We start from the raw sequence: 14,950 nt of genomic DNA, 5'->3' as shown, positions 1-14,950 counted from the left end.
AGGGAAAGCATGACTACCTGCACATCGCGCGCAGCCTGGGGCAACCTGCTGCGTCGTCTTCACTTCTATATTGGTCTGTTTGTCGGGCCGTTTATCTTTATCGCTGCGCTCTCGGGTACGCTCTATGTCGCTACGCCGCAGCTGGAAAATGCGCTTTATCATCATGCCCTGTTCAGCGAGACCGAGGGAGAAGCGCGTCCCCTTGCTGAACAGATTGCGGTCGCAGAAAAGGTCACCGGCGGAGAGCTACCTCTGCATGCGGTACGTCCGGGCCTGGTCGCAGGTGAAACCACCTGGGTAATGTATGCCGACCCAGCGCTGAACGCTTCGGAGAACCGGGCCATCTTTATCGATCCGGTCAGCCTGGAGGTGCGCGGCGATATGACCGTCTATGGCACCAGCGGTATCCTGCCGTTACGCCAGAAGATTGATTATCTGCATCGGTCATTACTGCTGGGCGATGTGGGGCGTATTTACAGCGAGCTGGCCGCGTCATGGATGTGGATTGCTGCGCTGGGAGGGATCGCGCTGTGGTTCTATACCCGGCCAAAACGTCGCATCAATAACCGCTTCCAGAACCACCGTCGGCTGCACGTCTCCCTCGGCTGGTGTCTGCTGCTGGGGATGCTGTTGTTCTCGGCTACCGGCCTGACCTGGTCCCAGTGGGCGGGCGGCAACGTGGATAAACTGCGTGCGCAGATGAACTGGCTCACGCCGCAGGTGAACACGCAGCTGCACGGTCCGGCGGAGGTCGCCGATCCCCATGCCGATCATCATGGCCACCACATGTCGATGCCCATGCCGCAGATGAAGCCCGACCTGGCATTGTATGACGGTGTAATGAAAGCGGCTAATGCAGCAGGTATTGATGCCACGAAGCTAGAGATCCGCCCGGCGAAGAGCGCTACCACGGCGTGGACGGTATCGGAGATCGATCGCGGCTGGCCGACGCAGGTGGACGCGGTGGCTGTTGACCCGGCGACCCTGACGGTGATCGATAGGACCCGCTTTGCGGATTTCCCACTGATGGCCAAACTGACCCGCTGGGGTGTGGATTTCCATATGGGGGTGCTGTTTGGCCTGCCAAACCAGCTGGTGCTGATCGCCTTTGGCCTCGCGCTGTGTGTGATGATTGTCTGGGGATACCGGATGTGGTGGATGCGAAGACCCCGCCAGACGGCAACCAATCCGGCACAGACGCTGTGTCAGAGCTGGCTGGCGTTGCCGCTGTGGGGCCGCATACTCTCTTTCGCTATCGCCTTTTTACTGGGGATGGCGATGCCAGTAATGGGATGCAGCCTGGCGCTGTTTGTCATCATTGACTGGCTGCGCTGGCGCGCGGCATCAGCGGCGTTGTCTTCTACGCAGAATTTCTAGGACGCTGATGCTTCACCAGATACATATTCCGGTCGGCTTGATCGAGCAACGCTTCAACGGAATGGTGTTCCCAGCTTAGCGCGAAGCCAATGCTGAGCGACATTCTGGTGCTGAGTCCGTTTTGCAGGTCATATGAGGGGCTGAACTGCTGCGTCAGTGCAGCGCAAAGGCGCAGAACCTCGTACTCCGAGTGGACGCCATACAGAATGATGGCAAATTCATCCCCGCCCAGACGATAGGGCTGATGACGCCCGCCGCTGAATTCGACCATGCGGCGGGCCACTTCAATCAGCACATCGTCACCCGCGGCGTGCCCCCAGGTATCGTTAATCAGCTTGAAGTCATCGCAATCCAGGAAGAGCAGGGCGGTGTTAGCCCGCGAGGAGGCGTCACTCATCAGGGCCGAGATGCGGGTACGAAAAGCGGCCCGATTCGCCAGCCCGGTGAGCGGGTCGTGCATGGCAGTGCGCAGCAGCTGGGCGTTTTTCGCCTGTAACTTGCGCTGCCACTCCTCCATTTCATCCAGCAGGCTGTTGAAGTCCTGACCGAAACGATGAAATTCATCAATACGCTCCTCTGGCACCCGGCGGGAGAAATTCCGGTTCGTACGGACATCATGCACCACCTCGGTAATGTTTTGCAGGGCGGTGACCACGCCATTGTGCAGGGTGCGGGTGATCGCTAACGCCACCAGGGAGGCAAACAGGATGCAGCCGGTTAATACGGCCAAAGACGTCCAGAGAAAGTGACTAATCAGGCTGTCACGTGCGGTAAGGCGTAACTCACCAATCGGCAGGTTGTTGTGCCAGACGCGCTGTCTGATGGGCTGGGGGAATAACCACTGGCTGACCAGCTGACTCAGGGGATCCGCCTGCACGTCTGGCTCCATTGACCACGCCGCAAAAGGGTTATCGTGGCGGTCCAGCAATATTGCTGACGAGAATTGCCCCTGTTTGCCGAGTGTGGCCAGCGCTTCGTGAGCGGCGGCGGTATCATTAAATACCAGCGTCGCCTCCAGGCTGCGACTCACCGTGGCGCTGGTTAATTCAAGGTTTCGTTGCGCGTACTGTTTCAGCGTGAATACCGAAGCAATAGACAATAATAACCAGACCAGCGTCATGGTAATGAGAACACTAATTATACTGATGCGCCTGAGGGTTCTTTTGAAAGTTGGACGCGGCGCTGAAGTAAATTCCTTATTCATGCTTTGTATTCCATGCAAGCATTAACACATCAGGACTAACCCGGACTCCGCTGCGCGACAGCACATTCATATTGACGGCAAATCTGACCTGTCTATCGTCTATTATCAGGCAAAAAGCGCTGCCTGTAAGACACTGCGAATTTTGCTCCGCAATGAGGAGTAACGGTCTGGCATTAAATGCTGTGCTTAATTCAAGTTGGGCGTGGGGAGGCTCACTGCCAAAATAGAGCGCATGGCATCCTGCACTCAGTGCCTCTTGATCGCTATGGATAATGACGGGGATATAGGGCAGCGTGTCCGGGCCATCGGTACTGAGCGCCTCAACGTAGCGGGAAGAGGCGAAAATGCACAGGGTTGGCTGGCCAGAGAGGGTGGGCCAGCGGGTATAACTGACGATCCCGGAGACAATTGAACGTACCGATTTGTCCGTTCTGGATAATGATCCGCCAATAGCGTGTCCGCAGGATATTAACAGCATCAGCAGCAGCGCTACCCGACATCCGGATATGAGAAAATAGTTACCCACCAGAATCCGCCATACCACTCTGGAAATATTAGCCCTTTAGTTTTGCCGCAATAATACCATTTTTTACCCGGATCGTCATTACGTCGCGCTGATATTCAGGGACTTAAGTAAAATCCTGGCTCCTAAATTTAAAAAGAAACTATCGAGGTTATTAATTCAAACGGCTGGCTTTTGTACCTTCATCCATACCCTGCTGCCAGGCGGTGCGGAGCTGAGTGGCGTTTTCAGCGGTATCACAGCTGGCGGGGAATATTCGACCGGCTAATCCCCAGGCGTAAACAAAATTTTCCTGGCATATTTTCTTTTGTCCCTCTTTATATCCTTTGAGATAGGCCGGGCGGTCCACCTTAGGGTCATTAAAATTAGCGGCAAGCGTTTCACGGGATTTTACGGCCACGCCGTCCATCGCGTCTTCTTTTCCCGCATCATACCAGTCGGTGCCGGTCCAGTGAGGCTGATGGGTGTAAGGATCAATCTGACAAGCGGTTAATAGCAGACCCAAAAGTGGGATCACGGTCAGGCGCATAAGGCATTCTCCTTTTTCCATTGAGCATAGCCTGGCGTTAAGAATCTATTCTGTAATTTTTACGTTACACCTTAATCAGATGTTTTTTGCTTCAAAAGGGGTGTCGTAAACTATTATTTACGTATTTTGGATTGAAATCTTTACTTTATGTGATATCGTTGGGCTTCCTCAGTGAGGAAACAACTATCGCAAACGAGCTTCCAGGACCGCAATCATGCAAAAAGACGCGCTGAATAACGTACATATTACTGATGAACATGTTTTGATTACTCCGGATCAACTGAAAGCGGAATTCCCGCTGAGCGTTGAGCAAGAGGCGCAAATCGCGCACTCCCGCAAGACCATTTCCGACATTATCGCCGGGCGCGATCCGCGTCTGCTGGTGGTATGTGGTCCGTGCTCTATTCATGATCCTGAAGCTGCCATCGAATATGCCCATCGTTTTAAAGCTCTGGCCGAGGAGGTCAGCGATAGCCTCTACCTGGTCATGCGCGTCTATTTTGAAAAACCTCGTACCACCGTCGGCTGGAAAGGGTTGATTAACGATCCGCACATGGATGGCTCGTTTGATGTGGAAGCCGGTCTGAAGATTGCGCGTAATCTTCTGGTGGAGCTGGTAAACATGGGGCTGCCGCTGGCGACAGAAGCGCTGGATCCGAACAGCCCGCAATACCTGGGCGATCTCTTTAGCTGGTCGGCAATCGGGGCGCGTACGACCGAGTCTCAGACGCACCGTGAAATGGCTTCTGGCCTCTCCATGCCGGTCGGTTTCAAAAATGGTACTGACGGCAGCCTGGCAACTGCTATCAACGCCATGCGTGCCGCTGCCATGCCGCACCGTTTTGTCGGCATCAACCAGGCAGGCCAGGTTTGCCTGCTGCAGACCCAGGGTAACCCGGACGGACACGTTATCCTGCGCGGCGGCAAAGCGCCGAACTACAGCCCGGCAGATGTGGCGCAGTGTGAAAAAGAGATGGAACAGGCAGGACTGCGCCCGGCGCTGATGGTAGATTGCAGTCATGGTAATTCCAACAAAGATTACCGTCGTCAGCCTGCGGTGGCGGAATCCGTCGTCGCGCAGATCAAAGATGGCAACCGTTCGATTATTGGCCTGATGATTGAAAGCCACATCCATGAAGGCAATCAGTCATCTGAGCAGCCGTGCAGCGCCATGAAATACGGGGTATCTGTTACGGATGCTTGCATCAGCTGGGAAACCACCGATGCGCTGCTGCGTGAGATCCACAAAGATTTGAACGGCCAGCTGGCGACGCGTCTGGCTTAAGAGGTTTGTTATGGTTGCTGAATTGACCGCCCTGCGCGATCAAATTGATGAGGTAGATAAGGCGCTGCTGGATTTGCTGGCGCGCCGCATGGCGCTGGTCGCCGAGGTAGGTGAAGTCAAAAGTAAATATGGCTTGCCGATTTACGTGCCGGAGCGCGAAGCCTCCATGCTGGCCTCCCGGCGCAAAGAGGCGCAGGCGCTGGGCGTCTCGCCGGATCTGATTGAAGATGTACTGCGCCGGGTGATGCGCGAGTCGTATTCCAGCGAAAACGACAAGGGATTTAAAACCCTTTGTCCGACGCTGCGCCCGGTGGTCATTGTCGGTGGCGGCGGGCAGATGGGGCGTCTCTTCGAAAAGATGCTCACGCTTTCTGGCTACCAGGTACGTATCCTTGAAAAAGAGGACTGGGCCCGGGCGCAGGCGATGGTGGCCGATGCGGGCATGGTCATTGTCAGCGTACCGATCCACATCACTGAAGAGATTATTGCCCAACTGCCACCGTTGCCGGATGACTGTATTCTGGTCGATCTGGCCTCGGTAAAAAATGGTCCATTGCAGGCGATGCTTGCCGCGCACCGTGGTCCGGTGCTGGGGCTGCACCCGATGTTCGGCCCGGACAGCGGCAGCCTGGCAAAGCAGGTAGTCGTCTATTGTGATGGCCGACAGCCAGAAGCGTACCAGTGGTTCCTGGAGCAGATTCAGGTATGGGGCGCGCGGCTGCACCGGATCAGTGCCGTCGAGCATGACCAGAACATGGCCTTTATCCAGGCGTTGCGCCACTTCGCAACCTTCGCGTATGGCCTGCATCTGGCGGAAGAGAACGTTCAGCTTGAGCAGCTGCTGTCGCTGTCATCGCCTATCTATCGCCTTGAACTGGCGATGGTCGGACGGCTGTTTGCCCAGGATCCGCAGCTCTATGCGGATATCATTATGTCCTCGGGCAATAACCTGGCGCTGATCAAGCGTTACTACCAGCGTTTTGGTGAGGCGATTACGCTGCTGGAGCAGGGCGATAAGCAGGCGTTTATCGACAGCTTCCGTAAGGTCGAGCACTGGTTTGGCGATTACGCCCAGCGTTTCCAGAGCGAGAGCCGCATCTTGCTCAGACAGGCGAATGACAGTCGCCAGTAATCTGATGATGTATATACTGAAAGCCAGCACTGCTGGCTTTTTTTATTTTGGGGAACTGTCATGGCTGAACCACGCGTTTTGTTTGACTATACGGGGCACTTACCAGAGTGCCCCACCTGGAGCGCAGCAGAAAGCGCGCTCTACTGGGCGGATATTCTGGAAGGCGAGATCCACCGCTACCATCTGCCGACGGGTGAACACAGCGTTTTATCCTTCCATGAAGAGGTGGGGTGCTTCGCGCTGCGTAAGGATGGGGGCTTTATTGTCGCCATGCGCACGGGCATCTGGCTGGCGGATAAGCATGGGCTGCCACAACGAAAAGTTTGTGATAATCCGTCGAACCCGCAGCTGGCACGCTTTAATGACGGGGGAACTGATCATTTCGGCCGCTTTTACGCGGGCACATTCTGGGCACCGGGGGACTATAACGGCGCCCTGCTGATGCGGATCGATAACGACCTGACGCCGGAGGTAATCCAGTGTGATATCCATGGTCATAATGGTCTGGCATTTAGTGACGACAGGCGCTGGATGTACACCTCAGATACGCCCAATGCGGTGATCTACCGTACGCCGCTGGATGAGCAGGGTGAGCCGGGTAAACGGGAGGTCTTTCGCCGGTTCCAGCCGGGGGAGGGGATTCCGGATGGTGCGGCGGTGGATGTGGAGGGCTGTTACTGGAGCGCGCTGTTTGACGGCTGGCGGATCGCCCGTTTTTCACCGCAGGGCGAACAGCTGGAAGAGTACCGGTTGCCGGTGCGCTGCCCGACGATGGTCTGTTTCGGTGGCGATGATATGCAGACGCTGTTTATCACCACCACCCGTGAGAACATGGACGCGCAGGAGGTGGCGGCATATCCTCTGTCCGGCGCCATTTTCACCCTGCCCGTCAGCGTGGCAGGGGTGAAGAAAGGCCCATTTATTGCGCGTTAAGCCGGATCGACCGGGACCACGTTTTCGCTCGGATAGCATCCCAGCACCTTCATGGACCGGGTGATCTCACCCAGTTCACGCAGGGCTTTCTGCAGGGATGCAGATTCCAGGTTGGCCTGGATATCGAGATAGAACATCTCTTCCCACGGGTTGCCATGAATAGGGCGCGATTCCAGTTTGGTCATAATCAGATTGTGATTGCGCAGCACCAGCAGGGCTTCTACCAGCGCACCAGCCTGCTGGCCCGTCGCCATCAGCAGGGTGGTTTTGGCCGGTACCTGATCGGATACGTTGATCGCCTTACGCGCCAGCACGATGAAACGGGTGATGTTTTGCGTCTGGTTCGCCAGGTTGCGCTCCAGCACCTGTAAGCCATACAGCGCCCCGCCCGCTTCGCTGCCGAGCGCGGCAACGGTGGGGGAGTTGGCCTGTGCGACCTTCTCCATCGCGGCTGACGTGCTTTCGGTATATTCAATTTTCCAGCCCGGATAGCGGTTCAGGAACTGGCTGCACTGCTGGAAGGGTTGCGGATGGCTATAGACCGTCTCGATTTTGTCGAGGTCAGTCGTTCCGGAAACCAGTACGCAGTGGTCAATCGGGATCGTCATCTCCCCGACCAGCGACAGCGTAGTGTGCTGGAGTAAATCGTAAACGTCGTTGATGGCACCGGAACTGGTGTTCTCGATTGGCACGACAGCATAATCCGCCTGGCCGGTTTCTACCTGATTGAAAATATCGGCGAACTTCGCACAGCCGCTTTCAATAAACTCTTCGAAGTGACGGGCTGCGTACTGACGTGCGGCGAGGTGGGAATAGGAACCTTTTGGTCCCAGGAAGGCAATACGCGCCGAGTGCGGGTTGGTCTTGTTCAGATGCTGTTGCAGTAATGCCTGCTGCGTCAGGACGGAATCTTCGATAATCAGCTGGAACAGGCGGGTGATGTAGTGCGCATCCAGATGGTGCGTTTTGCCAAGGTTAATCAGGCGTTCCAGCAGGTCGCGCTCCCGATCGATATCGCGTACCGGACGGTGTGATGCCAGCTTTGCTTTTCCGACCTCAACGGCAAGCGCACGGCGTTCGGCCAGTAGTGAAAGCAATTTTTCATCCAGAGCGCTGATCTTATCTCGCAGATCCAGTAACGGGTTTTCCGGTGTCATAGCGTTGCCTTTGTCATTTATCGTTATCAATAAAAAAGGCCCCCCGGTGTGGGAGGCCTTATTGTTCGTCTTCGCATTCTTTATCACACGACGAAACGCCTCCCAATCAGGGGAAGGTAAAAAAGAATGCGAAGAAAAACGGCTTAACGGTCATGGATGATTCCTTCAGAAGACAGACTTAAAGTACCCGTACTGTTTTCACCCTGTCAATAAAAAACGCGCCCGAAGGCGCGTTGGCGATAGACTCAATGTAAGGGATTACTCATCTTCAACTTCTTCTGCGAAGCTGGCGTCTTTCAACGATGTTGTGGCGCGACGGGCTTCACCTTTGTGTTGCACTTTATTGAGCTGCCGTTCCAGCTTGTTAATCAAATCGTTGATGGCGGTGTACATATCCTCATGTTTCGCGCTGGCGACCAGATGGCCGTTTGGAGTATTGATAGTTGCGTCAGCGATGAAACCCTGTGGCTCCTTAGAGAGAATGATATGTGGGTTAATCAAGTGTGTTTGCCATTTATCCAGTTTGGCGAGACGGTCTGCGACGTGCTGGCGGATTGCCGGAGTAATTTCCATTTGTTTACTGGTAATGTTCATTGTCATAAATTTTACCTCTTGTCTTTCCCGTCTTGGTGAGTCCAGCATACCGTTCCTAATGTCAAAATGTGTGATGTAAATCACATTTTTATGTCACTTTTTGTCAACGGATTCTTTTTGTGAGGCAGGACAGGAACATGTAACATTTACCTTGTCGAAGCGACAAATTGCGGCCATAGTTGATAGGATTCGTGCAGGCTAAACCGCTTCAGCTTGATGCGAAAATGGATAAAAAAACGGCAGCCCTGAGGCTGCCGTTTTGCATTCTACTGTACAATCAGGAGTTGCTGCTGTTCGCGGCGATGATCTTCGCCACTTTGTCAGCCTGGGAGGTCATCTGCAGCTGGCGATAGGCGTTTTCCATCAGCTTCAGACCATCACGCGTTGCCTGGGTATCCGGATAATCGCGCAGCATGCCTTCGACGCGGTTCACGACGGCAACGTACGCACCACGACGGGTATAATATTCCGCCACAGAGTATTCGTATTTCGCCAGACGGTCTTTCAGGAACACCAGACGTTTGCTGGCATCCGTTACGTACTGGCTGTTCGGGTAGCCGCGAACCAGTTTAGAGAAGTCATTAAACGCATCGCGGGCGTGCTGCGGGTCGCGGTCGGAGCGATCCACACCAAAGAAGCCCTGCAGCGCACTGTCATCCAGCGCCATATTGGTCAGGCCGCGCATATACATCACGTAGTCAATATTCGGATGGGTCGGATTCAGACGCATGAAGCGATCGATCGTCGCCTGGGCCAGTGGCAGATCGGCATTTTTATAGTAGGCGTAGATCAGATCCAACTGTACCTGCTGGGAGTACGGGCCAAATGGATAGCGATTATCCAGCGCTTCCAGTTGCGTTATCGCCTGTTTCCAGTTACCGTCCTGCAGCTTTTGCTGAGCAGTCGCATAGATTTCATTCGGCGGATTGTCAGGGACCTGTTCATTCGAACCGGAGCAGCCTACCAAAGCCAGGCTCAACGTGGCCGCTGCCACCAGATATTTCATGCGCGTCATGACGTTTTGACTTTCCTCAAATGTTTGTCCGGGAGAATCTCTTTCCTGCTCCCGATTAAGACCAGCTACAATAGCACACTATATTAAACGGCAAAGCCGTAAAACCCAACGTTAAACGAAGAAGCAGTCTATGGCACAACGAGTAGAACTCACCGCGACAGTCTCCGAAAATCAGCTCGGACAACGCTTAGATCAGGCTTTGGCCGAAATGTTCCCTGATTATTCGCGTTCACGCATAAAAGAATGGATCCTTGACCAGCGCGTGCTGGTAAATGGCAAGATCTGGGACAAGCCAAAAGAGAAAGTGTTGGGTGGGGAAGTGGTCGCCATCAATGCTGACATCGAAGAAGAAGTCCGTTTTGAGCCTCAGGATATCCCGCTGAATATCGTCTATGAAGATGATGACATCCTGGTTATTAACAAGCCGCGCGATCTGGTTGTACACCCTGGCGCAGGTAACCCTGACGGCACTGTACTGAACGCCCTGCTGCACTACTATCCTCCTATTGTGGACGTACCGCGTGCGGGGATCGTTCACCGTCTGGATAAAGACACCACCGGCCTGATGGTCGTTGCCAAGACCATTCCGGCGCAGACGCGTCTGGTTGAGTCCCTGCAGCTGCGTGAAATCACCCGTGAATACGAAGCGGTTGCTATTGGGCATATGACCTCCGGCGGTACGGTAGAGCAACCTATCAGTCGCCATCCGACCAAGCGTACCCATATGTCCGTTCACCCGATGGGTAAACCGGCCGTCACGCACTACCGCATCATGGAGCATTTCCGCATCCATACGCGTCTGCGTCTGCGTCTGGAAACGGGCCGTACGCACCAGATCCGTGTGCATATGTCCCATATCACCCATCCGCTGGTGGGCGATCAGCTGTACGGTGGTCGTCCGCGTCCGCCGAAAGGGGCGTCTGAAGAATTTATCGCGATGCTGCGTAAATTCGACCGCCAGGCCCTGCACGCCACCATGCTGCGTCTCTACCATCCGATCACCGGCATTGAGATGGAATGGCATGCGCCAATTCCACAGGATATGGTGGATCTTATCGACGCGATGCGTGCCGATTTTGAAGAACATAAGGATGACGTGGACTGGTTATGACCAAACTGATTGTCCCGGAGTGGCCTGCGCCTGAAGGCGTAGCGGCCTGCAGTTCAACCCGTATCGGCGGCGTGAGTGAGGGGGCCTGGGAATCATTAAACCTGGGCGCTCACTGTGGTGATAACCTCGATCACGTTGAAGAGAATCGTAAGCGGTTGTTTGCGGCAGGCCAGTTGCCGTCGAAGCCGGTCTGGCTTGAACAGGTACATGGTACCGCTGTGCTTCGTCTCACCGGTGAGCCGTACGCCTCGAAACGTGCCGATGCGTCTTACAGCAATACTCCGGGCACGGTTTGTGCCGTCATGACTGCTGACTGTCTGCCGGTGCTTTTCTGCAACCGTGCGGGCACGGAAGTGGCCGCCGCCCATGCCGGTTGGCGCGGATTATGCGCCGGTGTACTGGAAGAGACCATCGCCTGTTTTGCCGACAGCGCGGATAACATCATCGCCTGGCTTGGCCCGGCCATTGGCCCACAGGCTTTTGAAGTGGGGCCGGAGGTGCGCGACGCTTTTATGGCGCACGATGCGCAGGCGCAGAGCGCTTTTCTTCCGGCAGGAGATAAGTACATGGCGGACATTTATCAGCTTGCCCGCCAGCGCCTGACCCGCGTCGGTATCAGCCAGATCTACGGCGGCGATCGCTGCACCTTCACCGAAAACGGTGATTTCTTTTCCTATCGCCGCGACAAGACGACAGGACGTATGGCAAGTTTCATTTGGCTGATATAACCTATAGAATCAAGACGATCCGGCACGCGTCGTTTTCTTTTCGCATAATTCAGGTCATTCACCTTGAATAATTGAGGGATGACCTCATTTAATCTCCAGTAGCAATTTTGACCTGTTATGGGAGGAGTTATGCGTCTGGATCGTCTTACTAATAAATTCCAGCTTGCTCTCGCCGATGCCCAGTCTCTCGCACTGGGGCACGACAATCAGTTTATCGAACCTCTTCATTTAATGAGCGCCTTACTGAATCAGGAAGGGGGATCGGTACGTCCTTTATTGACATCTGCCGGCATTAATGCGGGCCAGTTACGCACAGCCATCGATCAGGCGCTGAGCCGTTTACCGCAGGTAGAGGGCACTGGCGGAGATGTACAGCCGTCTCAGGATCTGGTTCGCGTATTAAACCTGTGCGACAAACTGGCGCAGAAACGCGGCGACAACTTTATTTCGTCAGAACTCTTTGTTCTGGCGGCGCTTGAATCACGTGGCACCTTGACCGACCTGCTGAAAACGGCCGGCGCAACCACCGCCAACGTGACGCAGGCAATTGCACAAATGCGCGGAGGTGAGAGCGTGAACGATCAGGGTGCTGAAGATCAGCGTCAGGCATTGAAAAAATATACGGTCGACCTGACTGAGCGTGCAGAACAGGGCAAGCTTGACCCGGTCATTGGCCGTGACGAAGAGATCCGCCGTACGATTCAGGTTCTGCAACGCCGCACCAAAAATAACCCGGTACTGATCGGTGAGCCTGGTGTTGGTAAAACGGCCATTGTAGAAGGGCTGGCCCAGCGTATCGTCAATGGTGAAGTGCCGGAAGGTCTGAAAGGCCGTCGTGTACTCGCGCTGGATATGGGCGCGCTGGTGGCGGGGGCCAAATACCGCGGTGAATTTGAAGAGCGCCTGAAAGGGGTGCTTAACGATCTGGCAAAACAGGAAGGCAACGTCATTCTGTTTATCGACGAATTGCACACGATGGTGGGGGCAGGTAAAGCCGATGGTGCCATGGATGCCGGGAACATGCTCAAACCGGCCCTTGCTCGCGGCGAGCTGCACTGCGTGGGCGCCACCACGCTTGATGAATATCGTCAGTACATTGAAAAAGATGCTGCCCTGGAACGTCGATTCCAGAAAGTATTTGTGGCTGAACCGTCAGTGGAAGATACCATCGCAATCCTGCGTGGCCTGAAAGAGCGTTATGAGCTGCACCACCATGTGCAGATTACTGACCCGGCCATCGTGGCGGCTGCAACCTTGTCGCATCGCTATATTGCCGACCGACAGCTGCCTGACAAAGCGATCGACCTTATCGATGAAGCGGCCTCCAGTATTCGTATGCAGATTGACTCCAAGCCAGAAGAGCTGGACCGACTCGATCGCCGGATTATTCAGCTCAAGCTCGAGCAGCAGGCGCTGAAAAAAGAGTCTGATGAAGCGAGTAAAAAGCGTCTGGATATGCTTAATGAAGAGCTCCAGGATAAAGAACGGCAATATTCTGGCTTAGAAGAGGAGTGGAAAGCAGAAAAAGCATCCCTTTCCGGCACCCAGACGATTAAAGCCGAGCTGGAACAGGCGAAGATCGCCATCGAGCAGGCACGTCGCGTGGGCGATCTGGCGCAAATGTCTGAGCTGCAGTACGGCAAAATTCCGGAACTGGAAAAACAGCTGGCGGCGGCAACCCAGGCTGAAGGCAAAACCATGCGTCTGTTACGTAATAAAGTGACGGATGCAGAAATTGCCGAGGTACTGGCGCGCTGGACCGGGATCCCGGTAGCCAGAATGATGGAGAGCGAGCGCGACAAATTATTGCGCATGGAGGAAGATCTTCATCATCGCGTCATCGGTCAGGATGAAGCGGTTGAGGCGGTATCGAACGCGATCCGTCGTAGCCGTGCCGGTTTGTCCGATCCTAACCGTCCGATTGGCTCCTTCCTGTTCCTGGGGCCGACCGGTGTCGGTAAAACGGAACTGTGTAAGTCGCTGGCAAACTTCATGTTCGACAGTGACGATGCGATGGTACGTATCGACATGTCCGAGTTTATGGAGAAACACTCCGTTTCACGTCTGGTGGGTGCACCTCCGGGATATGTCGGTTATGAAGAGGGTGGCTATCTGACAGAAGCGGTTCGCCGTCGTCCGTACTCCGTCATCCTGCTGGATGAAGTGGAAAAGGCGCACCCGGATGTGTTCAACATTCTGCTGCAGGTCCTGGATGACGGGCGCCTGACCGACGGGCAGGGGAGAACGGTCGATTTCCGTAATACGGTGGTCATCATGACTTCGAACCTGGGTTCCGATCTGATTCAGGAGCGTTTTGGTGAACTGGATTACAGCCATATGAAGGATCTGGTGATGGGCGTGGTCAGCCACAGCTTCCGTCCTGAGTTCATCAACCGTATCGATGAAGTCGTGGTCTTCCATCCACTGGGTGAAAAACACATTGCTTCTATTGCCCGTATTCAGCTGCAGCGTTTGTATAAACGTCTGGAAGAGCGTGGATATGAACTGCAGATTGCGGATGACGCGCTGCAATTGCTGAGCGCAAATGGGTACGATCCGGTGTACGGTGCACGTCCTCTCAAACGTGCTATCCAGCAGCAGATAGAAAACCCGCTGGCGCAGCAAATCCTTTCCGGGAAGCTGCTCCCGGGTAAAACCATCCAGCTTGTGAAGAAAGACGACCAGATCGTGGCAGTGCAGTAAGTCACAAAACGATGAAAACGAGCCCTAGGGGGCTCGTTTTTGTTTAAAAACCAGGCAAGAATGGGCTTTCTGAAGCGGGGTTGCCTGGAAAGTGAGCGGTTGATAAATAATTTTCACTTTATACTTGCCAGCCCGGAATAAGCGCCTATAATGCGCCACCACTGACACGGAACAACGGCAAACACGCCGCCGGGTCAGCGGGGTTCAGCGATGAATACCCGGCAGAGAAAAGCACGAAATAATCGCTTGACTCTGAGGCGGGGAAGCGTAATATGCACACCCCGCGCCGCAGCGAAAAAGCGAAGCGGCACTGCTCTTTAACAATTTATCAGACAATCTGTGTGGGCACTCAAAGTGACATGGATTCTTAATGTCCTCGGACAATAAATGAATACCAAGTCTCTGAGTGAACACGTAATTCACTACGGGAGGCAGCAGTGGGGAATATTGCACAATGGGCGCAAGCCTGATGCAGCCATGCCGCGTGTATGAAGAAGGCCTTCGGGTTGTAAAGTACTTTCAGCGAGGAGGAAGGCATTGCGGCTAATAACCGCAGTGATTGACGTTACTCGCAGAAGAAGCACCGGCTAACTCCGTGCCAGCAGCCGCGGTAATACGGAGGGTGCAAGCGTTAATCGGAATTACTGGGCGTAAAGCGC

At 54.6% G+C, this 14,950-nt stretch carries 14 protein-coding genes and 2 other annotated features (1 of these 16 only partly in view); of the genes, 7 read left to right on the top strand and 7 right to left on the bottom strand.

All coding sequences use genetic code 11. From position 1 onward, the window contains the following. Window positions 1-9: 9 nt before the first annotated feature. Window positions 10-1,377, top strand: coding sequence for a PepSY domain-containing protein (locus tag FHC51_RS22170; protein ID WP_220436616.1), 1,368 nt, complete (start codon window positions 10-12; stop codon window positions 1,375-1,377). Here the strand turns inward: FHC51_RS22170 and dgcN are convergent. The 3 genes from dgcN to FHC51_RS22155 form a co-directional block, all read right to left on the bottom strand. After that, a complete protein-coding gene (gene dgcN / locus FHC51_RS22165; protein WP_220436615.1) occupies window positions 1,361-2,581 on the bottom strand; it encodes a diguanylate cyclase DgcN in 1,221 nt (406 codons plus the stop codon). The genes FHC51_RS22170 and dgcN overlap by 17 nt on opposite strands. After that, the gene (locus FHC51_RS22160; protein WP_220436745.1) at window positions 2,574-3,059 is read right to left on the bottom strand and encodes a YfiR family protein; all 486 of its coding nucleotides are present in this window, start codon (window positions 3,057-3,059) and stop codon (window positions 2,574-2,576) included. Before FHC51_RS22160 ends, dgcN begins: the two co-directional genes overlap by 8 nt. Window positions 3,060-3,258: 199 nt before the next feature. Next, the gene (locus tag FHC51_RS22155; RefSeq protein WP_103822527.1) at window positions 3,259-3,633 is read right to left on the bottom strand and encodes a DUF2799 domain-containing protein; all 375 of its coding nucleotides are present in this window, start codon (window positions 3,631-3,633) and stop codon (window positions 3,259-3,261) included. 214 nt (window positions 3,634-3,847) lie between these two features. Between FHC51_RS22155 and aroF the strand changes: the two genes are divergently transcribed. Genes aroF through FHC51_RS22140 form a run of 3 tightly spaced genes read left to right on the top strand, consistent with a single transcriptional unit; the run spans window position 3,848 to window position 6,983 of the window. Further along, a complete protein-coding gene (gene aroF, locus FHC51_RS22150) occupies window positions 3,848-4,918 on the top strand; it encodes a 3-deoxy-7-phosphoheptulonate synthase AroF (protein ID WP_220436614.1) in 1,071 nt (356 codons plus the stop codon). A gap of 10 nt (window positions 4,919-4,928) precedes the next feature. After that, window positions 4,929-6,050: a bifunctional chorismate mutase/prephenate dehydrogenase gene (gene tyrA / locus FHC51_RS22145; protein ID WP_220436613.1), complete on the top strand. Its 1,122-nt coding sequence runs from the start codon at window positions 4,929-4,931 to the stop codon at window positions 6,048-6,050. Between the two features lie 60 nt (window positions 6,051-6,110). Continuing rightward, on the top strand, window positions 6,111-6,983 hold the full coding sequence (locus FHC51_RS22140; RefSeq protein ID WP_220436612.1) for an SMP-30/gluconolactonase/LRE family protein: 873 nt from the start codon (window positions 6,111-6,113) through the stop codon (window positions 6,981-6,983). On the opposite strand, the gene pheA is transcribed toward FHC51_RS22140, so the two are convergent. The 4 genes from pheA to bamD all read right to left on the bottom strand — a co-directional run bounded on the left by pheA (window position 6,980) and on the right by bamD (window position 9,749). Beyond that, the gene (gene pheA, locus FHC51_RS22135; RefSeq protein WP_103180776.1) at window positions 6,980-8,140 is read right to left on the bottom strand and encodes a bifunctional chorismate mutase/prephenate dehydratase; all 1,161 of its coding nucleotides are present in this window, start codon (window positions 8,138-8,140) and stop codon (window positions 6,980-6,982) included. The two genes, FHC51_RS22140 and pheA, sit on opposite strands and share 4 nt — an antisense overlap. Before the next feature lie 29 nt (window positions 8,141-8,169). Next, window positions 8,170-8,295, bottom strand: a sequence feature (Phe leader region). Continuing rightward, window positions 8,247-8,294: a hypothetical protein gene (locus FHC51_RS22130; protein ID WP_193767862.1), complete on the bottom strand. Its 48-nt coding sequence runs from the start codon at window positions 8,292-8,294 to the stop codon at window positions 8,247-8,249. Its footprint overlaps the feature before it by 48 nt. A gap of 103 nt (window positions 8,296-8,398) precedes the next feature. Next, window positions 8,399-8,740 carry a ribosome-associated translation inhibitor RaiA gene (gene raiA, locus FHC51_RS22125; protein WP_220436611.1) on the bottom strand — a complete coding sequence of 114 codons (342 nt, stop codon included), beginning with the start codon at window positions 8,738-8,740 and terminating at the stop codon, window positions 8,399-8,401. A gap of 271 nt (window positions 8,741-9,011) precedes the next feature. Beyond that, on the bottom strand, window positions 9,012-9,749 hold the full coding sequence (gene bamD / locus FHC51_RS22120) for an outer membrane protein assembly factor BamD (RefSeq protein WP_103822524.1): 738 nt from the start codon (window positions 9,747-9,749) through the stop codon (window positions 9,012-9,014). Between the two features lie 130 nt (window positions 9,750-9,879). Between bamD and rluD the strand changes: the two genes are divergently transcribed. The 3 genes from rluD (at window position 9,880) to clpB (ending at window position 14,291) form a co-directional block, all read left to right on the top strand. Next, window positions 9,880-10,860 (top strand): 23S rRNA pseudouridine(1911/1915/1917) synthase RluD, encoded by a 981-nt coding sequence (gene rluD, locus FHC51_RS22115; protein WP_114314193.1) that lies wholly within the window; start codon window positions 9,880-9,882, stop codon window positions 10,858-10,860. Next, on the top strand, window positions 10,857-11,588 hold the full coding sequence (gene yfiH / locus FHC51_RS22110) for a purine nucleoside phosphorylase YfiH (protein WP_220436610.1): 732 nt from the start codon (window positions 10,857-10,859) through the stop codon (window positions 11,586-11,588). Before rluD ends, yfiH begins: the two co-directional genes overlap by 4 nt. A gap of 129 nt (window positions 11,589-11,717) precedes the next feature. Continuing rightward, window positions 11,718-14,291, top strand: coding sequence for an ATP-dependent chaperone ClpB (clpB, locus tag FHC51_RS22105; protein WP_220436609.1), 2,574 nt, complete (start codon window positions 11,718-11,720; stop codon window positions 14,289-14,291). 230 nt (window positions 14,292-14,521) lie between these two features. Beyond that, window positions 14,522-14,950 (top strand) — a sequence feature (16S ribosomal RNA rRNA prediction is too short) (it continues 403 nt past the right edge of the window).

Source organism: Leclercia sp. EC_58, from assembly GCF_019584355.1.
In the GTDB taxonomy this organism is placed as follows: Bacteria; Pseudomonadota; Gammaproteobacteria; order Enterobacterales; family Enterobacteriaceae; genus Enterobacter.
This window is presented reverse-complemented; position numbering and strand designations above follow the sequence as displayed.

Excerpts from the sequence above, each read along its gene's own strand:
- bamD (WP_103822524.1), bottom strand. The coding sequence starts at position 9,749 with ATGACGCGCATGAAATATCTGGTGGCAGCGGCCACGTTGAGCCTGGCT.
- FHC51_RS22170 (WP_220436616.1), top strand. The coding sequence starts at position 10 with ATGACTACCTGCACATCGCGCGCAGCCTGGGGCAACCTGCTGCGTCGT.
- yfiH (WP_220436610.1), top strand. The coding sequence starts at position 10,857 with ATGACCAAACTGATTGTCCCGGAGTGGCCTGCGCCTGAAGGCGTAGCG.
- raiA (WP_220436611.1), bottom strand. The coding sequence starts at position 8,740 with ATGACAATGAACATTACCAGTAAACAAATGGAAATTACTCCGGCAATC.
- clpB (WP_220436609.1), top strand. The coding sequence starts at position 11,718 with ATGCGTCTGGATCGTCTTACTAATAAATTCCAGCTTGCTCTCGCCGAT.
- dgcN (WP_220436615.1), bottom strand. The coding sequence starts at position 2,581 with ATGAATAAGGAATTTACTTCAGCGCCGCGTCCAACTTTCAAAAGAACC.
- aroF (WP_220436614.1), top strand. The coding sequence starts at position 3,848 with ATGCAAAAAGACGCGCTGAATAACGTACATATTACTGATGAACATGTT.
- FHC51_RS22140 (WP_220436612.1), top strand. The coding sequence starts at position 6,111 with ATGGCTGAACCACGCGTTTTGTTTGACTATACGGGGCACTTACCAGAG.
- pheA (WP_103180776.1), bottom strand. The coding sequence starts at position 8,140 with ATGACACCGGAAAACCCGTTACTGGATCTGCGAGATAAGATCAGCGCT.
- tyrA (WP_220436613.1), top strand. The coding sequence starts at position 4,929 with ATGGTTGCTGAATTGACCGCCCTGCGCGATCAAATTGATGAGGTAGAT.
- rluD (WP_114314193.1), top strand. The coding sequence starts at position 9,880 with ATGGCACAACGAGTAGAACTCACCGCGACAGTCTCCGAAAATCAGCTC.
- FHC51_RS22160 (WP_220436745.1), bottom strand. The coding sequence starts at position 3,059 with ATGCTGTTAATATCCTGCGGACACGCTATTGGCGGATCATTATCCAGA.
- FHC51_RS22155 (WP_103822527.1), bottom strand. The coding sequence starts at position 3,633 with ATGCGCCTGACCGTGATCCCACTTTTGGGTCTGCTATTAACCGCTTGT.